Genomic DNA, 21,416 nt, shown 5'->3' with positions numbered 1-21,416 from the left:
CGTCAAATTCTCACCTTCGATCTAAAATCAGGAAAAGCTATAACTTTCCCACCCATCTCTACAGATTCCATAGATAATGTAAACACAGAGCTCCAAGTAACGGCATCATATACGTCCACCGAAGGGGTTCGATCCTCCTGAATCGCGGAAATGAATTCCTCAAGCACCATAAAATCACCTCCGCCATGTTTCGTCCCAGCAGCGTATTCGCCCCATTTTTTCCATGTTGGATGATCATAAAGTGGCTGATAGCTGCTTAACGGCTCCCACAATTCCTCTCCATCCTCTATATTTTTGGGTGAAAGATTCCTGAACCAGATCAAATCTTCCTCTTGCTGATGGCGGCCCGTAATATACGCCCCTTCAGTTCCTTGCAGCAAATAATGAGTTTTATTATGAGGTCGTACAGAGCTCCAATCTACACGCAGCTCAATCAGTACACCCTTTTCCGTTTGGATGACCGCAACCGCACTGTCGCCTTGCCGCCAGAAACCTTCACGCGCTGCCGGATGATCTTTTCCATAATGCTCTCCAAAATAATATTGTAAGGATCTTGATTTAGAAACAAAAGTCGAGATGCTTTTTAATCGATCTCCATCAGGCTTATTGAGATTAATCCATTGGGCAACTGGACCTATAGAATGCGTCGGATAATTGATCCCGTTATAATGCTGATGTAATTGCCCCCGCCAAGTCAGAGATCCATCCGGATGATGAGTCAAGTGACGCAAATCATGGATATATCCGCCTTCCAGATAAGTAATTTCACCGAACATGCCTTGATCCGCCATATGTTTAATCGTCAGATTGGAGCGCGAGAAGCAGTAATTTTCAGACATCATATATTTAAGTCCAGTTTGTTCAACCGTTTCGATAAGCTCCCAAGCTTCCTCTAAAGATTGGATCGAAATCACTTCGCTTAGGACATGCTTACCCGCTTTTAAAGCATCAATAGATTGTCTGGCATGCAAATGCATGGGGCTTAAGATAAACACTGCATCTATCGCCGAATCTTTTAACATTTCATGATAATCCCGATAGGTTCGGATGTCCGGAAATTTCTCTTTCCATTGATTAAGAACCCACTCATTCAAGTCACAAGTAGCGGTCAGATGTATCCGATCCGATAGAGAGTATAGTGCATTCATAAAACTGGCCCCGCGATTCCCGCCTACTATGGCTAATCTTACTGGCTGGCGATTCATTGCTGGTCCACCTGCTTTCTGTCCCTTTGAAGTCGATTGATGATTAGTTCCTGATCTCCCGCCTCCCCTTCAGCCTGCGGATATTTTTCATAATCAAAAATGCTGAGGGTAAATAATGAAGACCATTTACTTAATTGCTCGCTCGCCAGACTCACCATCTCTAACCGGATCTCATCTTCAAGCACAGTGAGAATTCGAGCAGCAGGAATATCCAGAATGGAGGCCGTTTGAATGAAATGCCAGTTTTCTTGTCTAACGATAGAATGCACATGATTATGCCCGTTGAAATAGAAACCCACACCTTGCCATTGCTTCAATATCGGCCAAATATCCAAGCTGGGATCCAGTGACATCATTGGCTCAGTTGATCTAGCCGTCGTATTATACAAGGGATGATGGCCAAAGACGAATAGTGGCTTATCTGTAGTCCGCTTCATTTGTGCTTCGAGCCAGGCTAACTGTTCATCATCAAGCGTTCCGCTCCAATCGTCACGATTTTCCCGTGCGGTATCCAGCAATATAATGATCGCATGGGTCTCTTCAATCACACTGTATCGCTGCTGCCGGGTGACGGAAAGGATTTCTTGCTTAGGATAAGTGTACGTATCATGATTGCCAAGAACATGTAGAAAACGCCTGGAATGCTTGCTGTCCTTAATCTTACCCATGATATAATTAAATTCGCTAAATTCTCCTGCATGCACCATATCTCCCACAGAAATATGATAATCGGCTGGGATGGACAAAAATAGATTCATAAATTGCTCGTAAAAAGCATCTCGTGCCTCTTTAATCAAAACCTTGTTGTTTAACAATTCGTCCGGATAATGTAAGTCTCCGATAATCGCCAGCCTCATAAATGCCTCCTCCTAACCTTTAATGCCAGAGCTCATAAAACTACCTATCACTTGCCGTTGGAACAATAAAAATCCAATCATTAAGGGTGCCGAGACAATCAGCGTAGCCGCGCAGACATCAGACCACTGTGCGCCTGATTCCGTGGCTTTTGCGAACATCGCCAATCCTACAGTTAACAAGCGATTTTCCTCTGAATTGGTTACAATTAACGGCCACAAGAAATCATTCCAATGAAAGCTGACCGACACGATGGCAAAGGACACATAAATCGGGCGTGACAGTGGAACATAGATTCTGGAAAGAATACGCAGCCGTGAGGCGCCTTCCACCCGGGCAGCTTCATCGAGCTCATAGGGTAATTGCTTAAAGGATTGTCTTAAGAGAAACACTCCAAAGGAGGAGGCAAAGTAAGGCAGCATAATCCCCAGCTTGGTATCCAGCAGACCCATTTCGTTCAACACCTGATAGTTGGAAAAGATAAGAACATCTGGCGGCACCATAATTTGCACTAAAAATAACAGGAATAGCAGCTCTTTTCCAAAGAAACGTACTCGTGCGAACGCATAAGCAGCCATTGTCATCGTAACGAGTTGCACAGCTAGCACAACACCGCACACCAGCAATGTATTCATTAAAAATCGTCCAAAAGGCGCTCCATTCCAGACATGAATCAAATTCTCGAACGTAAAGCCCCAAGACCAGCCCGAATCGATAGCGACGTCTTTAGGTAAAAAAGCCGTTCTGACCACCCATAGGAAGGGAATGATCCAGACCGCGGCAAAAGTAAATCCAACCGCATGCCATAGTATCTGCTGGATTCGGCGCTTCGTTCTTTCTGAGTTCAACATACGCTCCTCTTCTAAAGCTTTACGTGTATTCTGCCTTAATACTAAGGGCAGCTTTAATGGATTATCCTCCATGGAATCCACCTCCTATTCATAATGGATTTTCCGATCCCAGCCAAAAAACTGCAAAGAGGAAATCAGGAGCAGCAACACGATCATGACCACCGTCATCGATGCGGCCATTCCTTGATCGTAGAAATTAAAAGTGGACTCGTAGATATAATAAAGCAGCAGGTTGCTTGCATTGTTCGGGCCGCCTTTTGTCATAATCCAGAGATGGTCAACCAGCTTAAAGGAATTCGTTATCGCCACAACAGCCACGAACAATGTTGTTGGCATCGTGAGTGGAATTGTGATTCTACGAATGGAAGTGAACGTACTGACTCCGTTTACTGCAGCCGCTTCATATAAATCCTTAGGAATCTGCTGCATTCCTGCTAAATAAAAAATCATAAAATATCCGGCTTCTTTCCAAATCATCATGATGACTAATGCGCCCATCACTGTATCAGGAGTTCCCAGCAAATTCATAGGCTGATCCGCTATCCAAGAAGCCAATCTGGCGAAAAGACCAAAATGAGGGGTATACAGAAACAACCAAATGTTCGCCACCGCGATCATTGGGATCATATTCGGATAGAAAAAGGAAAGACGTGCCAGTCCCCGCCCTTTTATCGCTTTGTCGGCAAACAGTGCCATCAAGAAAGCCAAAACTATTGAGGTTGGTACTGTGCCAAGAGCGAACCATATATTGTTACTGAACACCTTCAAAAAAACATGGTCATGCAATAGATTAGCGTAATTCTCAAATCCTACGAACAAAGGCTCAGGAGTTGCTAAGTTTTTCTCATAAAAGCTGAGCCAAAGAGATTTAAACATAGGGTAATAAGTAAACAAGCAAAGAAAAAGCAGCGACGGCAACACAAGTCCCCAGCCGAATCCGTTTCGTCTAAGCCTCTCACTCCATCCGGCATTCATACCATTCAATCCTTCCCTGTTAAAGGTTTCTATGATTATTGAATAATGGAATGACGCCAGAACATGCTACCAAGGCTGTCCTGGCGTACCCCATACCTTAATAATTACTTATTGAAGGGAGCTAGTGCCTGATCTGCTTCTGCTTGCGCTTTTTTGAGCGCACCTGCGGCATCAATCTCTCCTGCCAATGCCGCTTGAATCTGATTCGTTATTGCCGTCGATACTTTACCATGATTATGAGTGGATAATTCCCGGAACGCATATTCCAGCTGGTCTCTTGCAACCAATGCTTGCGGGAAATCCGCCGTATATTTCTTCATTGCATCTGTATCATAAGCGGATTTTCTTACGCCAACATAACCGGATGAGCTGCTGAAGAGGGCCGCCTGTTCCGAAGCCGTCATGTATTTGGCGAATTCCCAAGCTGCAGCTTGTTTTTCAGGAGAGCTGTCCTTGAAAATATACAGATTGCCGCCACCAGTGGGTGATCCAAATTGTTTTTGTGCAGGTGGGAACGCTACACCGAATTCGAATTTCGCATTATTTTTTACATTGGTTAAATTGCCACTTGTGTGCATCATCATGGCTGCTTTACCTTGAATGAAATCCGTTGGAACCGTAGCCCAATCAATAACACCTTCCGGCATCGCCTTATATTTATGGGACAAATCCAACCAGAACTGCAATGCCTCCACATTCTCCGGTGTATCAAACATCGCTTTTTTGCCATCAGAAGACATTATGTTTTGCTTCGGATCAGAAGCATTTTGCCGAGCAAGCATTTGAAACATCCAATATGAATCATCATTGCCCGGAATTTCCAGCCCAACGTGACCGTCTTTGTTCAGGTTCTCAGCATAAGTTACAAGCTCATCCCATGTAGTGGGTGGCTTCTCTGGATCAAGTCCTGCGGCTTTGAAAATTTCTTTGTTGTAATACATAACAATCGTGCTTCGCTGAAAGGGCAGGCTGTACGTTTTACCTTCAGACTGAGTATCTTCCACAAAGGCGGGATAAAAGTCTTCCATTTGAATATTCGTGTCCTTTGCAATAAAATCATCCAGCGGAATGATTGCATTCATATCGAGCATACTGTACAGCTCTGTTGACATCATGACCGCGACATCCGGTGGCTGTTTGGCTTGTACACCCGCTTGGATTTTTACGGTATTATCACCGTAATTGCCTGTGTACACGGGATTAACCTTAATTTCCGGGTGCTGTTCCATGAATGCATTAGCCATCCCATCGATTACTTTAGTAAGAGGCCCCCCCACATTAACCGGATAATAAAAGGTAATCTCCACCGGCTTAGTAGCTGGAGTCTCTGTGGATTCAGGAGTTGCTGCGATTGCTGTAGGCTGAGCGTTATTAGTTTTCGCTTTGGCTTCAACTGTACTGTTATTGGCTTGACCGCAGCCCGCTACTGCTAGCATGGAAATGGATAATAGCGTTAGAATGGTTTTGGATTGCTTTAGCATTTCTGTTAGCCCCTTTTTTCGCTTGGATTTGAATTAGAATGCATAATGGCGAAAGTTCACACTAATACGATTTGAGCCTACATCAAGAATATGAAGCTGGGCACCATCAGCGGTGGGCAATACAGCAATTCCTTGAGCCTCTGTACCACTAGGCAGATTGCGATCAAAGGCCACAGATACGTTTCCAGTCTCCGGATCAATCTGGTAAACCGTTTGGGTCGCGTTATCCGTAGAGGCATATAGAATACCGTTGTACACTTCGGCACCTTGAATTCGATCAATGCTTTGGGAAAGTGGAACGGTTGTGATTACATGCATATCGTCGAGGCTAAGGACATTCAAGACGCTTGCATTACTCCACTGAGCTGTATAAACCTGACCGCGAGCGGCATCCACCGCTACCCATGGTACACCGCCAATATGCAAATTCAGCGGCAAAGCATAGGATGTGCCTGTATATTTCAAAGTGTTCACATCATAAAGGGCGATGTAAGGATGCTGATAGTTTTTACCGTCTTCAATAGGAGCGTATATTTTACCGTTATAGTAGGAAATATCACCGATATGGTCTCCACCTTGAGAGGCAATCTCCAGTGGAATAGCCAATTCATTCCTTGCTTTTACGGATTTTCCATCAAGTCCAGTCCGTAAGAGCCCATACGAGGAATTAAAGATCCATGAATTCCCGTCTGTAGCCACCCCTTGTCCTCTTTCAAGAGCATCTAGTAACCAAAAGGTTTGCTTGGATACTTCATGCCATCCAGCAGTGATCATTGAATCTGAAGTTGACTCTGCGCTGGACTCTACCACGGTGTTTACTAGGTTATCCGGTCCGACAGGTGTGGCAGATGCTACTAAAGATAAAGAACTGGTCGTAAGTACCCCCGCGCAAATCAGACTGAATAATCTTTTTAATCTCATGTTTTCTCTCCTCCTAATAAGGTTGTAGTTCGGCATTTGTACGCCTTACTTCAACCTTATTATAGGAGCTGGCTGCAGCTCTCTAATTGAACAAAACACTTCATTCCTTGAATAAAACTCTCATTTACAAGAATAAAATTAATAAACCATATGATTAGGCTTGGAGGCGCTTTGATTCGCATACAGCTTTGGGGTTAGGCCGGTTTCTCGTTTGAACAATCTAGTAAAATGTCCTTGATCGGCGAAACCCACCTGAGACGCAATTTCCTTCAACCCAATTTTCCCGGAACGAATAAGAAATTTAGAACGTTCGATTCGCAGCCGGATTAAATAGTTATGGGGGGTATATCCTGTCTGTTGTCTAAAAATCCGAATAAAATGTGATTGGCTCATATTAGCCATGGTTGCGAGATCAGTCAGTTGAATCTCATCTTCCAACCGCTCACGCATAAATTGAATGACCTGAAATATCTCTTGGTTGGCGGGCGTTTTACTGTTTGAGTGCTGGGGGATCACAGAAGAATAGTGTTGTAACAAATGAATAATTAACATATTTGATAAAGAGTCGCTGTATATTTTCCCTTTGGCACCGCCATTCTGCAATTCCTCCAGCATCCAAAGCCCTAATTGCAGCAGCTTGGAATCCTTGACATGAAATTTGCGGTCCAATTGGATATGGCCTTCCTTCAGATAACCTGATTCACGAGCAATCTCTTCGATGACCGCTGGTGTAATTTCAATTTTCAAAAAATAGAGCGAGGTTCTGCCCCAAGGACAAAGAAGGCTCTCATTACAAGGGGTAATATGAATGGTGTAATAGTTTTCGTAGTAGGCTGTGCAGTGAATCCCAATTAAATATTTTGACTCCGAGGATGGGGTGAAAGCTTGCTGCGGGCTATACCATTGTGAAACCTGAAGCTTATCCCAACCATAAGTATCGCTTGCAAGAACAGGCTGGGTAGTGGTAAAGGACGATTCTTCCATTTCTCTCATATTTCATCCCCCTTTTCCCCTCAATATAACAAGCCTATATACGCTCCGCGTCAATGAGCTGTAAAAGCTATATTAATTTCCTCTCAGATTCGAAAGGTGTATACTTCGAAACAGCAAAAAAGAGGGGTAGCCCCCTCTTAGTATTTTTGCATATTCCGTTTCTACTTATTGAAACTATCTACTCTTATTTCTCATCCAACCACAAAATCGCTGTAACGCCACGCGGATAATATTTACTGCCCGTGATCTCACCGGAAATAATCTGATCGCTCCAGCTCCAGATGGAAAGCTCCGGATGGGTAAGCCAAGCTACGTGAGCACGATCCGCTGCCGCTCCCCGTTCCTCCCATTCCAGTCCCAGAATGCTGCGGGCGATGAATTGGGAGAGATAGATTTTACTGAGCCAGCTATTATTGCTGGTTGAAGAGATTTTCCAGCCTCCGTCTTCGAATAAGCATACTCCCGGCTGTAACACCGCATGCAGATGCTTGTCGAGTGCGCCAATATAGGCGGCGAACCGTCCATTACGATCAAGAGCTTCTTTGCAGCCTGTAAAGTAAGGGAAGACAAGGCCTTCGATAGCCGGAATGATCTTGGAGTCATTGCCTTCTCCAATGACAGCCGGAATATACCCGTCTGCTGTAACACTTGCCACCATTGTTGCGGCGCATTTTTCAGCCTGATCCCCTGCTGTTTTGGACTGTTCCGCACGCCCATGCTCTGCAAATATTTTCTCCATAGCCAAGTAAGCAGCCCAGCATTTTCCTGCCAGATAAATATTGTTACGAGCCTGACCTAAAGACACATCCAGACTGTCATACGTAGTAATTTCGGCTCCGCCCATCGTACGTGAGCTATCAAGCCCCATGACACCATTTCTTTGTTCAGGATCTGGATGATCGCGATTTACCATGCTATCCAGGCATTTCTCCATAATACTCAGATTACGTTCCATCCAGCCGCGGTCGCCTGTATGCTCTGCATAAGTTGCTGCACTCAGCACCCAGTTAACCAATTGTTCATGTGTCATATGTGAGAAACAACCATCAATGCCATAGACCTCATAAGCAGAATATCCCGGACGTGAAACTACGTTGGCTACACCCATATCATGTGTGAAGCTAATTCCACCTGGATACTCTGTATCCTCACCCGGGAAACGCACCGTATCTTCGTAACTGAATCTTTCCACGAACATATCTAGTTCATTACGTACAGTCCAAGGATTCAAACGCAGCTCATAAAATAACTGATCGACGGTAAGATCAAAGGTATTCATCATCCGGTATTCGCCTTCGTTGACGATCCAAAATGGCTTATTCTTGTAGTCCAGCAATTGCGTGGAGCCATAATAACTACGAATCGCATGCGCTAACATAAAGGTTTGATCTGCGGATAGGTCATCATGAGTAAATCTATCGTTAGCTTGCTCCGCTTCTTGCTTAAGGATATCAAATCTAGCTAATGCATATTCAGCCACTGCCTCTATATTGTTGAAATAATGATTGTAGTAATAAGAAGCATCAATTCCTGAGGTGACATAACCTGAACGGTGAAAACAAATAGCAAAGCGGTAAGTTTCTTTTACTCCGGCTGGAACATCCATGATCAAAGCGCCGACTCGTCCCAGTCCAAAGGTCCAATTCTCCTGCAGCTCCTCCGTTAGAATATCCTCCATCGTGAAATGCAGTGCGGACTTTGCAGTTCCTTTTTCCGCAGCAATCGCAATAAATCTTCCTTGGCCAACGCCTGTAATCTCCGATGATACATCATCCAGTCTTCTCATTCCGCTATACACATCTGTTCCCTGAAAACCAAAGAATGCACGGCGCGAGGTGGCGGATGAGGAGTTGTCCACTTCGAGTTCAACCAGCACAGCAGGCAGCAGCACATCCTTCATTTCTTCTATAGAGGCAGTTTCTGGATCCGGTACAGAACGAACGGGGGACAGAATCCGGAAGGTCAAATCACCCGCACTCCAGCTGTCTGTGGCTACATGAAAATCTCTGGAAATCTCATTCTCTTGAAAAGGGAACAGAATATTCTCCTTGTCAGGATTAGGATCCGGATTCTCAATATCATAACGTTTGCTTTCGTCCTCACCCCCGATTTCATGAAATGGCAGTGTATCATATCCCTTCCCGTCAGCACGTTCTAATCCTATGAATATATTTTGTCTAGGTGGTTTTCCAATCTCCAGATCGAAACCTCCACTAGCTCCTTTGAATCCTAAAGTGAAACTCGCAAATGCACCAATCGGTGAATGATGGGCATTAAAAAATTGATTATGCGCCATAAATAATAACACTCCTTCCAGCATGGTCCCGGATACCTCCGGGCTATATCTCCATGTTATCGATCTTTCCGGAAGTACAACAGGGTTAAAGCCTTCTTTTATTTGGGCAAATCAAACATCGATAAAAACCTATGTTATAATGAAGCCAAACTTTACAGTAAAAGAGGATTGAAATGATCTCGAATGATCCCGCTTTTCATAATTCTATTGATGGCCAGATGTCTCCAGACATCCAAGCGGCTTTCCATATCTTCGCCGCGCATTGGAGAAAAGTAAATCCGGATTGGCAATATCCCGTACACACTCATCCTATGTTTGAGATTAACGTTGTACTGCAGGGTGAGCAACATATGACGGTCGGCAATAAATCTTTTATCCAGCAAAGCGGTGATATTTTGTTCATTCGTCCCGGTGTAGAACATAGCAGCCTCGGTTCGAATGCTAGTCGTGACATGACTTATTACTGCCTGCATTTTGATATTGATGATCTGATTTTACGGCGAGCTTTACTAACAGCAGACGCTGTTAGTCTAAGTGGGAATACCCCGGAGCTGCGAGCCATTCGTTCCGCTCTAGATGTCATCATAAATTCTTCCATCCTGTCAGAGTCAAAGGACACTCACAGAAATCGCCTGATTACATTGCATGCTTCGCTGCAACTTCTAACCGCACTCAGCGGCTGGGTACTTTCGGAGATGCCCCGCCTGGCAGATACAGAAGCTACGGAAAATACCGTCGCCTTAGCTAACGCCATCGAAGGATTGCTGCAAGCATCTGTCTCCTCCGCTGCAAGCACAGGCGAAAGAGGCGGCGGTATTGAGCACATTGCGGCAAAACTCGGATACAGTACAACTCACTGCAATCGTGTTTTCCACCAAATTTATGGCATGTCGCCAAGACAATATTTATCCCGCTTGATCATTCGTCACGCCAAACTGCTGCTAATGGATAATAGTCTATCTGTCGAATCGGTCGCCCACCGGCTAGGATACCGGGATGTGTCCCATTTCAGCAAGCAATTCAAACGCTGGACAGGTCTCCCGCCAATGGGCTACCGCCGTTTAACCGCGAATCCAAATACGCTTTAGTGATTGTTTCGCATACAAAAAAAAGGGATGTACCCCGCAGCCCACTAAGTGGTTACAGGATATATCCCTTTTTATGAATTAACCCTTCGTTGCACCAGACGCAATCCCCTTAACAAAATACTTCTGCAAGGCGATAAACACAATCAGCACAGGCACAACTGACATTGCTGTTCCTGCAAAAATCATATCCCAACGTGAGGAGAATTCTCCGATATAACGGTAAATTTCCACGACCATAGTTTTAGCCTGTCCTGAAGGCAATACCAGCATCGGCATCAGGAAATCATTCCAGATTCCAAGTCCGTTTAAGACCACCATACTGGCTGTGACGGGTCCTAGCAGCGGGAAAACAATTTTCCAGAATATCGCATAACGAGAACATCCGTCGATCTCTGCCGCTTCTTCAATTTCTCTAGGAATGCCTTTGACAAAGCTTGTATACAGCAGGCACCCAAAGCCCACCGCACCGGCTACATAAATTAGAATTGGACCGGCAAGGCTGCCGTATAACCCCAGCATTCTAAGCTCTTTAAACAGAGGAATCATATACGCTTGAAAAGGGATCATCATTCCTGCTAAAAAGTAAACGAACATGAACCGGGTCCATCTGGCATTTCTGCGTTCAATTGCGTAACCCGCCATCGGAATAATTAAGACCTGTGCCGCAATAGAAACTGCTGTCAAAATCAGACTATTCAGAATAGCCCGTGGAAACTCTGTTTCGGTTAACAGATATTTAAAGCTGTCCAGATAAAGGGTTTTCGGAAAAGCAATGGCATCCTTCATAATCTCTGCATTACTCTTGAAGGCTGACATTAAATTAAAGAAAATAGGAAAGAAAAAGATAATAGCCACTAATAATGTAACAATGAAAAGTGCGATTTGCCCAACTCTTTTGCGTGTCTGCATCGTCATCTTAGAGCTGCACCTCCCGCTTCTGGAGAACCTTCACTTGGAAGACTGTAATGATAAGTATGATTAAGAACAAGACCATCGCCAGCGCAGTACCAAAACCTTGTCTTAATTCACCAAACCCAACCTTATAAATAATATAAGTTAATGTCTCCGTCTCAAAGCCCGGACCACCATCAGTCATGACGGCAATCTGATCAAAAATCTTCAAGGCGCTGATCATCGATAATACCATACATACAGTCATTGACCCCGCAAGCAGCGGAAAGGTAATATGCCGGAACTGTTGCCAGCCCCCTGCTCCATCAATACTGGCCGCCTCATTCAATTCCTGCGGAATACCTTGCAATCCAGCGAGATAAATGATCATATAATACCCCGCGCCTTTCCAAACGGTAGACAAAATAATCGACAGCATCGCATACTTAGGATTGCCCAACCAATCCACAATCCAGGCTCCAAGCCCAACAGACTCCAGAATCTGATTAAATACACCAAAGTTGTAATTCAGGATCATCGCCCAGACGAAACCCATTACGATCCCACTAAGCAACGTAGGGAAATAAAATACACTTCTGAATAAATTCCGGAACCAGCGTACCTTATCGACCATCATAGCCATTGCAATTGCTGCAATATTTTCTAGAACAACAAGTGAAATGGTCATGATCATCGTATTTTTCAGTGCGTTATGCACCCTTGGACTATTCCAAATTTCCACAAAGTTAGCGAAGCCGATATACCTTACGTTGTCGCTAATGCCATCCCATGAGGTGAAGCTTAAATAGACACTGCCTACCGTAGGGACGATAACGAACAAGGTGTACAAAATAAATGATGGTAATATAAACAACAGAGCGTAGGACTGCCATTTTTTCTTTTTCTTTTTGTGCTGCACAGTGCCTATCAATGACTTGTCAGCATTTACTGCGGATGTAGCCATGGCTACTCTCCCTCCCTTAAAGACCGCGCTTGTTAAAAAGAGAACCTCTGCAGCAGCAGAGGTTGCTCGTTCAGGCGCTGCTCTTACATCTGATTAGCTTTCACTTGGTTGTCATACTCTGTATCCGCATCTTTCATGTACTTCGCTACATCTCCATCTTTTACCACGAGATCCTGCAACAGCTTGTAGTACCAGTTACGGAATTGTGGAGGGATTAGATTGTCTCCCCACCAGTTATTGATCGCCAACGATTTCACTACATTCGGGTCAGCAATAAGATCCAAAGCCACCTGCATTTGTTCACTTGTGTCATAGGTTACTTTCTCTTTTGTTGAAGGAATCGCATTTATCGTTGCTAAATAGTTCGAATACTGTTCTGGGGCGAAGAAGAAACGGATAAAGTCTTTGATGGCTTCTGTTTTGTCTGCATCCTTAGCGGCTTCAGCCGATAAAGACCAGCCTGCAGGTGACGGAAGACCTATGACATTGATTTTCCCTTCACGGTCAGGAAGAGCATAGAAGCCAAATTCAAAGTTCGGGTCTGCTTCAGCGATTTGTGTAAACATCCACGTACCGGAGTACAATTGTGCTGCTTTGCCAGAAACAAGAATCGAAGCGGTCTGATTGTCGCCCGTGCTGAGCCAACCTTTATCTACATAATTCTTGAACAATTCTTTGAAGTCCGTTATGCCTTGAACTACATTAGCATCCGTGAAGCTGACCGTTTTAGCGGTACGTTTGGAGTTCCAATCTGCATCTTTCGAGTAGACCTCATCAATCAGGAATTTGTTAACCCAAAAGCCCATATGGAAAATATCTTTTCCGCCTACTACAATCGGAGTAATGCCTGATGTTTTCAATTTTTCTTGGATGGCGATGAATTCGTCATAGGTTTTTGGAAGCTCGGTGATCCCTGCATCCGCATATGCTTTTTTGCTGTAGATAATCCCTTGGGGAGCGTTCACTTGCAGCGGTGCGTTCCACACCTTACCATCCACTTGTGGAGGGGCTTCGAACAAATCTAGCAGATCGGAAGGCAGCTCTACAATCTTACCCGCATCGGCAAAAACTTCTGTATCCCGCATTTCCACCAGGTCCGGGAATTCACCCACAGCATCCTTGGTTTTCAGCCAGTCAAGATAGGCAGCGGATGAAGTTTCGCTCAAATCTTTAATAGTGACATTCGGATTAGCTGCAGTAAACTTTTTGACCGTATCTGAGATAGCTTTTTTGGTGGCCGGATCTCCGGAGGCGTAACCTATCGTAAAGCTAACCTCTTTTTTGGTCTCTTGCGGTGTATTTGAAGGCGTCTCGGATGCTGGCGTATTAGTTGCCTTACTTCCTGCATTATTATTATTTCCACCGCAAGCAGTCAAAACTGTTGTTGTGGCAAGTAACAATACGGATAGTTTCATCATTGTTTTTTTGTACATATCATAATAGCCTCCCCTTTTAGTGAACCGTGGAAACTGAAGCAAGATGTGCGCATCATCTCTCGAAAGCGTTTCCGTTGCTAATAGAATAGCATTCCTTATAAATAGTTAGAATGAACTTTTTTAAGCGGGATATGCGGTGAATTTAAGAATAAGTAAAAAAAGAACGAAAGACCGCAGTCTTCCGTTCATCGTCTATCCTTTACGCATTCTCCGAATCCGAGATTTTATACGGATCCTCTACAATCGGAAGCAACAATAGAATTGATGTCCCAATATGCTCCCGGCTGCTGATAGATACCCCGTATTCTGCACCGTACACTGTACGAATTCGTTCATGTACATTTTTTAGTCCAACATTTTTGCTAGGCGAACTAGGCTCTTCCAAGGTTTCAGCCAACTGCTGTACCTTTTCCTTGCTCATACCGATTCCATCATCATAGATCGTAACCAACAGCATTTCATCTTTCTTTTCGATCGTCAATCCAACTGTCCCTCTGCCTTGACTGCGTAAGCCATGCTGGATAGCATTTTCAACTATCGGCTGAAGTGACAATTTCAGAATGTACCAGTTCAGATCCACTTCGGGTGAGAGATCGACTACAAGCTCAAATTTATTCTCATACCGCACAGAGATAATATAGAAATAATCCCGTAGATGCTCCAGCTCCTGTCGTATGCTTACCCTGTCCTCTCCATAGTCGATTACATATTTCAACTGGTTAGAGAGTGATAAAATCATATCTGCGACCTCATCATTATCTTTATCCACCGCATTCATTCGAATGACTTCCAGGGTGTTGTATAAATAATGCGGACGAATCTGACTCTTCAGAGCATTTAACTCCGTTTGCTTCTGCTTGATCTGGGCAACGTAAGCTTCATCGATATAGGCTTGTAAACGCTCGACCATTCGGTTAAAACCATGGCTAAGTCTACCCATTTCATCATTGCTGTTCACGACCATCTGGGTATCCAAATTACCGGATTCTACGATAGCCATTTGCTTAATTAAGTTCCGAATCGGAGCAGCCAGCCGCCTAGAGAACCAGACGCCCATGATGATCATTGCAATCGCACAAATAAACATCGCTATAAACACCGTCGTACGGGCTGAAAAAAGCTGATCGAATAAATTTGCTCGATGAATTCTGGCAGTCACCGTGCCTTTAAGAAAAGGAATCTCTTCACTGAGAACGATCATCTCCTCGTCCTTTTTAGCCCGAAAAGCCTCTCCATTCGCTGACCTTGTCTCATTCGTGAAATATACATTTCCGTCGCCATCCAGCAGAAATAATTCATCCTGTCCCCCCAGATTTAATTCTCTGAAGAACTGATTAAATAACGAAACATCCACATCCATAAACAAGGTCCCAACTATCTTGGGATCTTTGGTGACACGCCCGGAAATATCAATTAAAGTACGGCCGATGGTGAACACACTGCGCTTTGAACCTGTATAATATTCTTCGGAATGGGTAGGGAAAATTGCCACTTGTGAAGGATTTGGAGCCATTTTAGTTAACCACTCTTGATAAGGCAGCAAATCAAAATTGACCCCTCTGTTTTCTTTTTCCTGATAGTAGAGCTTATCGTCTGACTCCCTATGAAAATAAACACTGGTGATGTAGGAATCACTGTAGAGAACTGTTTTTAGAAAGGTTTCAATAGGAATCGTATTGATCTGCTCCAGCTCATTTACATTATAGGTTTGATTCTGCGAATAACTCTCGATAAAACCTTCATATCGTCCCGTATACATCAGCTTAGAGACCTCATTGTACTGATTAAAGGCTGAATTCAGGTTATAGCTCATATATAGCACCATTTGCTGCAAATTGCTTGTTGTGTAACGCTCGACATATCCGGAAAACGTCTGCACAGAAATGTAGCTAAGTGCAAAAAGCGGAATTAGGCCGACTAATAAAAAGGAAGCGGAGAATTTAACAAATATACTTTTGGATCTTCGGCCCCAGATAAACATGAATGAAGGCATCCCCTTTGCTATCCATCTGACTATTGGCTTTTGAAGGATTGCTTATATTCTTGTGGCAGCTTGCCATATTTCTTCTTAAACATATCGCTAAAATGCCGGGCATTGTTGTAGCCTACACTATCGGCAATCTCATAAACCATCATATCGCTTTGCAGCAATAAACGAAGGGCATGATTCATCCTCACCTCAGTGACATAATTCTTAAAGTTCTGTCCGGTATGTTTTTTGAAAAAGCTGCTGAAATAATAGGAATTCATAAACATCATCCCTGCCATAGATTCCAGTGTAATATTTTCTGGATAATGCTCCTCAATATAAGCCTTCACCTGGGATAGCTGCTTCAGTTCCTTACTGCCCATGCGACTGCCAATTTGCCCGGACATTTTGCTCAAAAGCACACGAAAATCTTCCTCCACCTCTTGGAAGGTAGAATAATTAGCCAATCGTTCAAGAATCGGATTTGTATCCTGAAGTGATGGACCTGCCTCCACACCGAATTGAATAAGCTCCTGTTCAAGCTGCAAGAATGTATTGTATACGGTAGAAACGGCTTGGTTTCTATTCCCGCCTGCCGTCTGCCGGATCGTCTGAAATAATCGCAGGCACTCTTGCTCAATTTGTTCTTTGTGTTGTAATTTCATGGCAATCCCAAGGGCGGACTGGATTTCATGCAGCGGAGCTTGAATCAATGTTTCACTCTCATACCTGCTCTCTTTAACAGGAATCACACGATTAGGCCCTGTAAAATATTTATAATTTAGCGCTTTCAAAGCTTGGCGATAAGATTCATCAGCATCATCCATACCGTCAACAGGATTGCCTACCCCAAGAGTCACCTTTAATTTCAGAAAACTTGTAATTTTGTCATGGAGGTCTAAGGCAATTCTCGCTGGTTCCTCAGCATATTCATGCTGGAGCAGGATACAAAAACGTTCCCCTTTACGGAACATATAGCTATTATCGCTTTGCTCCACGGTTTCTTTAATAATGTTAGACAGTGCAAAATCAATTAGCTTACGTTCGCGTTCTTCCCATCTGGAAGGCTGCCCCGACGACTCGTCCGTCTCTACCAAACAAATACTGACGTAGCGACTTAGCGCAATAATCCCCATATCAAGCAAGGTGTCTGCTGTTCCCTTATTGCCGTCCGTCAGCTTGTCGAGCAATTCTTCGATCGTTAATCTGCGGTTTCTCTGTTCATAATGGTTCAGCTTCTCTTTGTTGCGCTCGCCTTCTGTTTCTTGACGAATAAGGGAGACGGCTTTGCTCACAACCTGTTCCAGCTGATTTTTGTTCACGGGCTTCACCAAATAATCCAGCGCACCATATTGCAGTGCTTGACGGGCATACGTAAACTCCTGATAAGCGCTTATAAAAATAACCTTCACCGCTCTGCCAGCTTCATGAATTTCGCGGATGATATCAATCCCTGTATATCCTGGCATACTTATATCACTAATAATCAGATCAGGATCACAATCCTCGATCTGTTGTTTCAGCTCAATTCCATCACTGGCCTCTCCTACAATGGTGAGTCCAAGCTTCTCCCATGAAATCAGTTTTTTTAGGCCTCGCAAAATCACCGGTTCATCATCTGCGAGCAGTACCCGAATACTCTTCATTATGCAGTCCTCCTACCTTAGAGAAATCATCCCACAGCTGTCCAATCATCTTAATCTTATGATAACAGACAAACAATCTTTGGTGCAGCTTCAAGCGGATGAACTTTCTTAAGAAGAAACCGCAGTTTCTTAAGAATATTATATCTACGCTTGTTACTACTCACCTGTTATTTTTATCTAAAGTTCAATAAAACAAACTATCCTCAACTTTAATATTGTTGAAATAGAAACAAAAAATCAATATAATTTGTTAATGTAAGAGCGCTGGGAGGACAGGCCATGAACAAAGAAGATCAGGTCATGATGGGTTTCAGGGACGTATATAACAAGATGGTTTGGCTTAATAAGGATAAGATGGAAGACAGTCTTAAGGGTTATAAACCTTCTGAAGTGCATTGCATCGAATACATTGAAAAAAATGCAGATTCCAACGTCACAAAACTTGCAGAGTCCTTTTATATGACTCGCGGTGCCATAAGTAAATTAACTAAGAAGCTCATCCAAAAGGGCCTCATCGAAAGCTACCAAAAATCGGATAACAAAAAAGAAATCTATTTTAGGCTTACTGAGCAAGGGAAAGTAATTTATAAAATCCATGAGGACCTGCACAAAGAGTTCCAAGAGCGGGATAAAGCCGTATTTGAGCAGGTAACTGAGGAGCAATTTGACAGTATGCTTAGCTTCGTAGAAAAGTATAGTAGGCATTTGGATGCAGAAATAAAGAAACAGGGTATAGATTTTAATCCGAATAAATTCGAATAATGAAAATGAAACTCCATGCAGCCGGGCTCTTATGAGAAAGGCTGCATTTTTATGGTCATTATTTTGTTGACACGGAAACAAAACAGTGATAAAAATGGTGATGTACCAGATTTGTTTCCAAGGAATCAAAACATCAACTTTTGAGGAGAGAATTTAATGTTCAAATTCAGATCACATAATGAACAGAACACAGAGCAAACCGTAGATAAACACGCTCTAATCTTCGGTTTGATCTCTGTGTTTCTGTGCGGAATAGGCTTCAGTATCATCATGCCCGTTGTCCCATTTTTAGTGCAGCCTTATATAAGCAATCCGGGAGAACAGGCAATAGTTGTCACGCTGCTAACCTCTGTTTATGCAGTCTGCGTATTTTTTGCAGCCCCTGCACTTGGAGCTTTGAGTGACAAATATGGGCGTCGTCCATTACTTTTGGTATGCCTTTTGGGTTCCGCGATTGGATACTTAGTTTTTGGGATAGGAGGAGCGTTATGGGTTCTCTTTGTTGGACATTTAATAGAAGGTATAACCGGCGGAAGCATAGGTACTATCTTCGCCTATTTTGCTGACATCATTCCACCAGAACAGAGAACCAAATACTTTGGCTGGGTGAGTGCGGTTGTTGGTGTAGGCACCGTCATTGGTCCAACGCTAGGCGGTTTACTTGCCAAGTTTGGTTATTCTGTACCTATGTATTTCGGAGCAATAATAACCTTATTAAATGTTGTTTACGGATTCTTTTTTATGCCTGAGAGCCTTGACAAGAACAATAGACTAAAAGAAATTACCTTGGTAAGACTGAATCCATTTACACAGCTTGCAAGCATATTGTCCATAAAAAACTTAAAAAGGCTACTGGTCTCAGCATTCTTACTCTGGATACCCAACGGATCTTTACAGGCTGTTTTTTCACAATTCACAATGGATACTTTCAGCTGGAAGCCTGCACTAATCGGACTGATGTTTTCAATTATGGGCTTCCAAGACATCATTTCACAGGGTTTCATCATGCCTAAGCTTTTGCTGAAATTTAGGGATAAACAGATCGCAATTCTTGGAATGGTTTCGGAGATTATAGGCTACAGCCTTATTGCACTATCTGCTTTGTTCTCATACTATCCGCTTTTTATCGCTGGAATGTTTATATTTGGTTTTGGGGATTCGATCTTTGGGCCTTCATTCAATGGGATGCTTTCCAAGTCTGTCGATTCTAGTGAACAAGGGAGGATTCAAGGAGGTAGCCAATCTATTCAGGCTTTAGCAAGAATGATCGGGCCTGTCATTGGAGGGCAAATATATGTATCACTTGGCCATGCTGCACCCGCTTTTATGGGGATGATCCTGATAGCTGCGGCAATATCCGTTTTGTATAAGGATGCGCATGTAAATATGTAATCTTGCAATCTCATGTTACAATACAACCTGAACTTATATTTTTAGAAGGCGGTTGATACTGTTGATTTACATCATCAAATTTGTATACAGCTTTGTGCTTCCTCCCGGCCTGTTTATCGTGCTTCTGCTAGGTTTAGTCATTTGGTTATGGAAAAAAAACCGCCGGCCAGCACTAGTTCTACTCGGGGTTACACTATTAATGTATTTCTCCATGACACCCTTAGTCAGCGATGCGCTGATCGGCAGTCTAGAACGGAAATATCCGCAGCCGGAAACTTTGCAAGGAGATGTCATCGTCGTACTCGGCGGGGGCGCCAGCTCTGGCACACCGGATATAGACGGCGAGGGCAATTTATACGGATCAGCGGCAAATCGCCTGCTTACTGCTGTTCGCCTCCATCGGCAGACAGGTCTGCCAATCTTATTTTCTGGCGGACAAGTATTCTCCGACAGTGGTAATGAAGCGGATATCGCGCAAAGACAACTACTGGGTCTCGGCATACCCGAAGAGGACATCCTGATCGAAAATCAATCCCTCAACACGGAGCAAAACGCTGTAAATACCGCAGCCATCCTGCAACAAACCGGACTTATAAAACCTATACTAGTTACTTCAGGTTTTCATATGTCCCGAGCGATGTTGCACTTTAAGAATGCAGGGCTAACAGCGCAAGCCTATCCTACGGATTATATCGCCAGCGCTGATATTGCACTGCAGCCCGCCAAGTTCAGTCCATCCCCAGGAGCGATCTCCACAACAGGGTTAGCATTGAAGGAATATTTAGGCCAGCTTGCTGCTCGGCTATTTGATTAGTTCTGTAAATTTCGCATGTACAACCTCAGCGAGTAACTGTGGGGCTACATCCATTTGCTGGCCAATCTTCCCAGCGCTGACAGCCATCGTTTCCAGCCCTTCTGCGTTGCTGTCAATGAACGTGGGGTACAGCTTTTTCATTCCAACAGGTGAACAACCACCGCGGATATACCCTGTCCATTTCTGCAGATCCTTCACTGGCAGCATCTCAATTTTTTTCTCTCCGGCGGCTTTGGCCGCCTTTTTGAGATCCAGCTCTTCGGCAACTGGGATAACAAATACATAAAGATTTGCACCGCTATGAGCGACCAACGTTTTAAAAACCGTCTCTGCCGCCTTTCCAATCTTCTCAGCCACAGCCGTGCCATGGATTAGTCCATCTTCATTGTCATAGGCGAACACTTCATAGCCGATTTTTTTGGCATCCAGCATTCGCATCGCGTTGGTTTTGGTTACTTGCATTGTTGACCTCCCTTTCTATATCCTCTATTCCTTACCTTTATGATCAAAGAGGCCCCAAAGCTATGATAGCTTTCAGGACCTCCTGTTGCTGCCGTGCCCATTAATCTCTGGGATAATTAACCTGCATGATATCCATAAAAGGAACTTTTATGATTTCTTCATGGTTACTGAGGTGTACTTTCCCGGTTCGCGAATCCATTTCCACGATCATGCCGCGTACCTCTTCTTCTTTTCCCCATACGGTCAATAAAATCTCAGAACCTTCTTGCTTAGCTTCAACTAACTGATTACCTAACTCCTCAAGCACAAATTCATCTCTTGTGGGCCGCTTGGCCACCTTTGCTTTTGCCACACTAATCCTCCAATAAGCTATTACGGATATTAAGTATATTAAATACTAAGTATGAATGCTCTC

The 21,416-nt window shown here is 43.8% G+C and carries 19 protein-coding genes; 4 read left to right on the top strand and 15 right to left on the bottom strand.

The window, feature by feature from the left end; genetic code table 11:
- Window positions 1–2: 2 nt before the first annotated feature.
- The 8 genes from MHH63_RS09705 to MHH63_RS09670 form a co-directional block, all read right to left on the bottom strand.
- Window positions 3–1,205, bottom strand: coding sequence for a Gfo/Idh/MocA family protein (locus MHH63_RS09705; RefSeq protein WP_341171442.1), 1,203 nt, complete (start codon window positions 1,203–1,205; stop codon window positions 3–5).
- Window positions 1,202–2,062 (bottom strand): metallophosphoesterase family protein, encoded by an 861-nt coding sequence (locus tag MHH63_RS09700; protein WP_076217815.1) that lies wholly within the window; start codon window positions 2,060–2,062, stop codon window positions 1,202–1,204. The genes MHH63_RS09705 and MHH63_RS09700 overlap by 4 nt, the downstream gene beginning before the upstream one ends.
- Window positions 2,063–2,074: 12 nt before the next feature.
- Window positions 2,075–2,911, bottom strand: a complete 837-nt coding sequence (locus tag MHH63_RS09695) for a carbohydrate ABC transporter permease (RefSeq protein ID WP_076183151.1) — start codon at window positions 2,909–2,911, stop codon at window positions 2,075–2,077.
- Window positions 2,912–2,995: 84 nt separating this feature from the next.
- A complete protein-coding gene (locus MHH63_RS09690; protein WP_341171441.1) occupies window positions 2,996–3,886 on the bottom strand; it encodes a carbohydrate ABC transporter permease in 891 nt (296 codons plus the stop codon).
- A gap of 104 nt (window positions 3,887–3,990) precedes the next feature.
- Complete coding sequence (locus MHH63_RS09685; RefSeq protein ID WP_341171440.1) at window positions 3,991–5,367, bottom strand: ABC transporter substrate-binding protein; 1,377 nt, start codon at window positions 5,365–5,367, stop codon at window positions 3,991–3,993.
- A 33-nt stretch (window positions 5,368–5,400) separates the two neighbouring features.
- Window positions 5,401–6,288 carry a DUF6923 family protein gene (locus MHH63_RS09680; protein WP_076182490.1) on the bottom strand — a complete coding sequence of 296 codons (888 nt, stop codon included), beginning with the start codon at window positions 6,286–6,288 and terminating at the stop codon, window positions 5,401–5,403.
- 138 nt (window positions 6,289–6,426) lie between these two features.
- The gene (locus tag MHH63_RS09675) at window positions 6,427–7,281 is read right to left on the bottom strand and encodes an AraC family transcriptional regulator (protein WP_341171439.1); all 855 of its coding nucleotides are present in this window, start codon (window positions 7,279–7,281) and stop codon (window positions 6,427–6,429) included.
- A 184-nt stretch (window positions 7,282–7,465) separates the two neighbouring features.
- A complete protein-coding gene (locus MHH63_RS09670; RefSeq protein WP_341171438.1) occupies window positions 7,466–9,577 on the bottom strand; it encodes a glycoside hydrolase family 52 protein in 2,112 nt (703 codons plus the stop codon).
- Window positions 9,578–9,750: 173 nt separating this feature from the next.
- Between MHH63_RS09670 and MHH63_RS09665 the strand changes: the two genes are divergently transcribed.
- Window positions 9,751–10,665, top strand: coding sequence for a helix-turn-helix transcriptional regulator (locus MHH63_RS09665; protein ID WP_248548810.1), 915 nt, complete (start codon window positions 9,751–9,753; stop codon window positions 10,663–10,665).
- Window positions 10,666–10,743: 78 nt separating this feature from the next.
- Here the strand turns inward: MHH63_RS09665 and MHH63_RS09660 are convergent, their stop codons facing one another.
- The 5 genes from MHH63_RS09660 to MHH63_RS09640 form a co-directional block, all read right to left on the bottom strand.
- Window positions 10,744–11,580: a carbohydrate ABC transporter permease gene (locus MHH63_RS09660; protein ID WP_170914270.1), complete on the bottom strand. Its 837-nt coding sequence runs from the start codon at window positions 11,578–11,580 to the stop codon at window positions 10,744–10,746.
- A 1-nt stretch (window position 11,581) separates the two neighbouring features.
- Entirely contained in the window at window positions 11,582–12,520 is a 939-nt protein-coding gene (locus MHH63_RS09655; protein WP_076307741.1) for a carbohydrate ABC transporter permease, read from the bottom strand.
- Between the two features lie 83 nt (window positions 12,521–12,603).
- Window positions 12,604–13,953: an ABC transporter substrate-binding protein gene (locus MHH63_RS09650; RefSeq protein ID WP_076190970.1), complete on the bottom strand. Its 1,350-nt coding sequence runs from the start codon at window positions 13,951–13,953 to the stop codon at window positions 12,604–12,606.
- Window positions 13,954–14,155: 202 nt separating this feature from the next.
- The gene (locus tag MHH63_RS09645; protein WP_076182507.1) at window positions 14,156–15,937 is read right to left on the bottom strand and encodes a cache domain-containing sensor histidine kinase; all 1,782 of its coding nucleotides are present in this window, start codon (window positions 15,935–15,937) and stop codon (window positions 14,156–14,158) included.
- A 32-nt stretch (window positions 15,938–15,969) separates the two neighbouring features.
- Window positions 15,970–17,571, bottom strand: coding sequence for a response regulator (locus MHH63_RS09640; protein WP_340033244.1), 1,602 nt, complete (start codon window positions 17,569–17,571; stop codon window positions 15,970–15,972).
- A gap of 279 nt (window positions 17,572–17,850) precedes the next feature.
- Between MHH63_RS09640 and MHH63_RS09635 the strand changes: the two genes are divergently transcribed.
- The 3 genes from MHH63_RS09635 (at window position 17,851) to MHH63_RS09625 (ending at window position 20,539) form a co-directional block, all read left to right on the top strand.
- On the top strand, window positions 17,851–18,333 hold the full coding sequence (locus MHH63_RS09635) for a MarR family transcriptional regulator (RefSeq protein WP_076182515.1): 483 nt from the start codon (window positions 17,851–17,853) through the stop codon (window positions 18,331–18,333).
- 156 nt (window positions 18,334–18,489) lie between these two features.
- On the top strand, window positions 18,490–19,725 hold the full coding sequence (locus MHH63_RS09630; protein ID WP_341171437.1) for an MFS transporter: 1,236 nt from the start codon (window positions 18,490–18,492) through the stop codon (window positions 19,723–19,725).
- Between the two features lie 61 nt (window positions 19,726–19,786).
- Window positions 19,787–20,539, top strand: coding sequence for a YdcF family protein (locus tag MHH63_RS09625; RefSeq protein WP_076129828.1), 753 nt, complete (start codon window positions 19,787–19,789; stop codon window positions 20,537–20,539).
- On the opposite strand, the gene ybaK is transcribed toward MHH63_RS09625, so the two are convergent.
- Both ybaK and MHH63_RS09615 read right to left on the bottom strand, forming a co-directional pair.
- Window positions 20,528–21,001, bottom strand: coding sequence for a Cys-tRNA(Pro) deacylase (ybaK, locus tag MHH63_RS09620; protein ID WP_341143226.1), 474 nt, complete (start codon window positions 20,999–21,001; stop codon window positions 20,528–20,530). The two genes, MHH63_RS09625 and ybaK, sit on opposite strands and share 12 nt — an antisense overlap.
- Before the next feature lie 100 nt (window positions 21,002–21,101).
- A complete protein-coding gene (locus MHH63_RS09615) occupies window positions 21,102–21,353 on the bottom strand; it encodes a YolD-like family protein (RefSeq protein ID WP_036688306.1) in 252 nt (83 codons plus the stop codon).
- Window positions 21,354–21,416: the final 63 nt, after the last annotated feature.

Source organism: Paenibacillus sp. FSL H3-0310, from assembly GCF_038002785.1.
In the GTDB taxonomy this organism is placed as follows: Bacteria; Bacillota; Bacilli; order Paenibacillales; family Paenibacillaceae; genus Paenibacillus_AQ; species Paenibacillus_AQ odorifer.
This window is presented reverse-complemented; position numbering and strand designations above follow the sequence as displayed.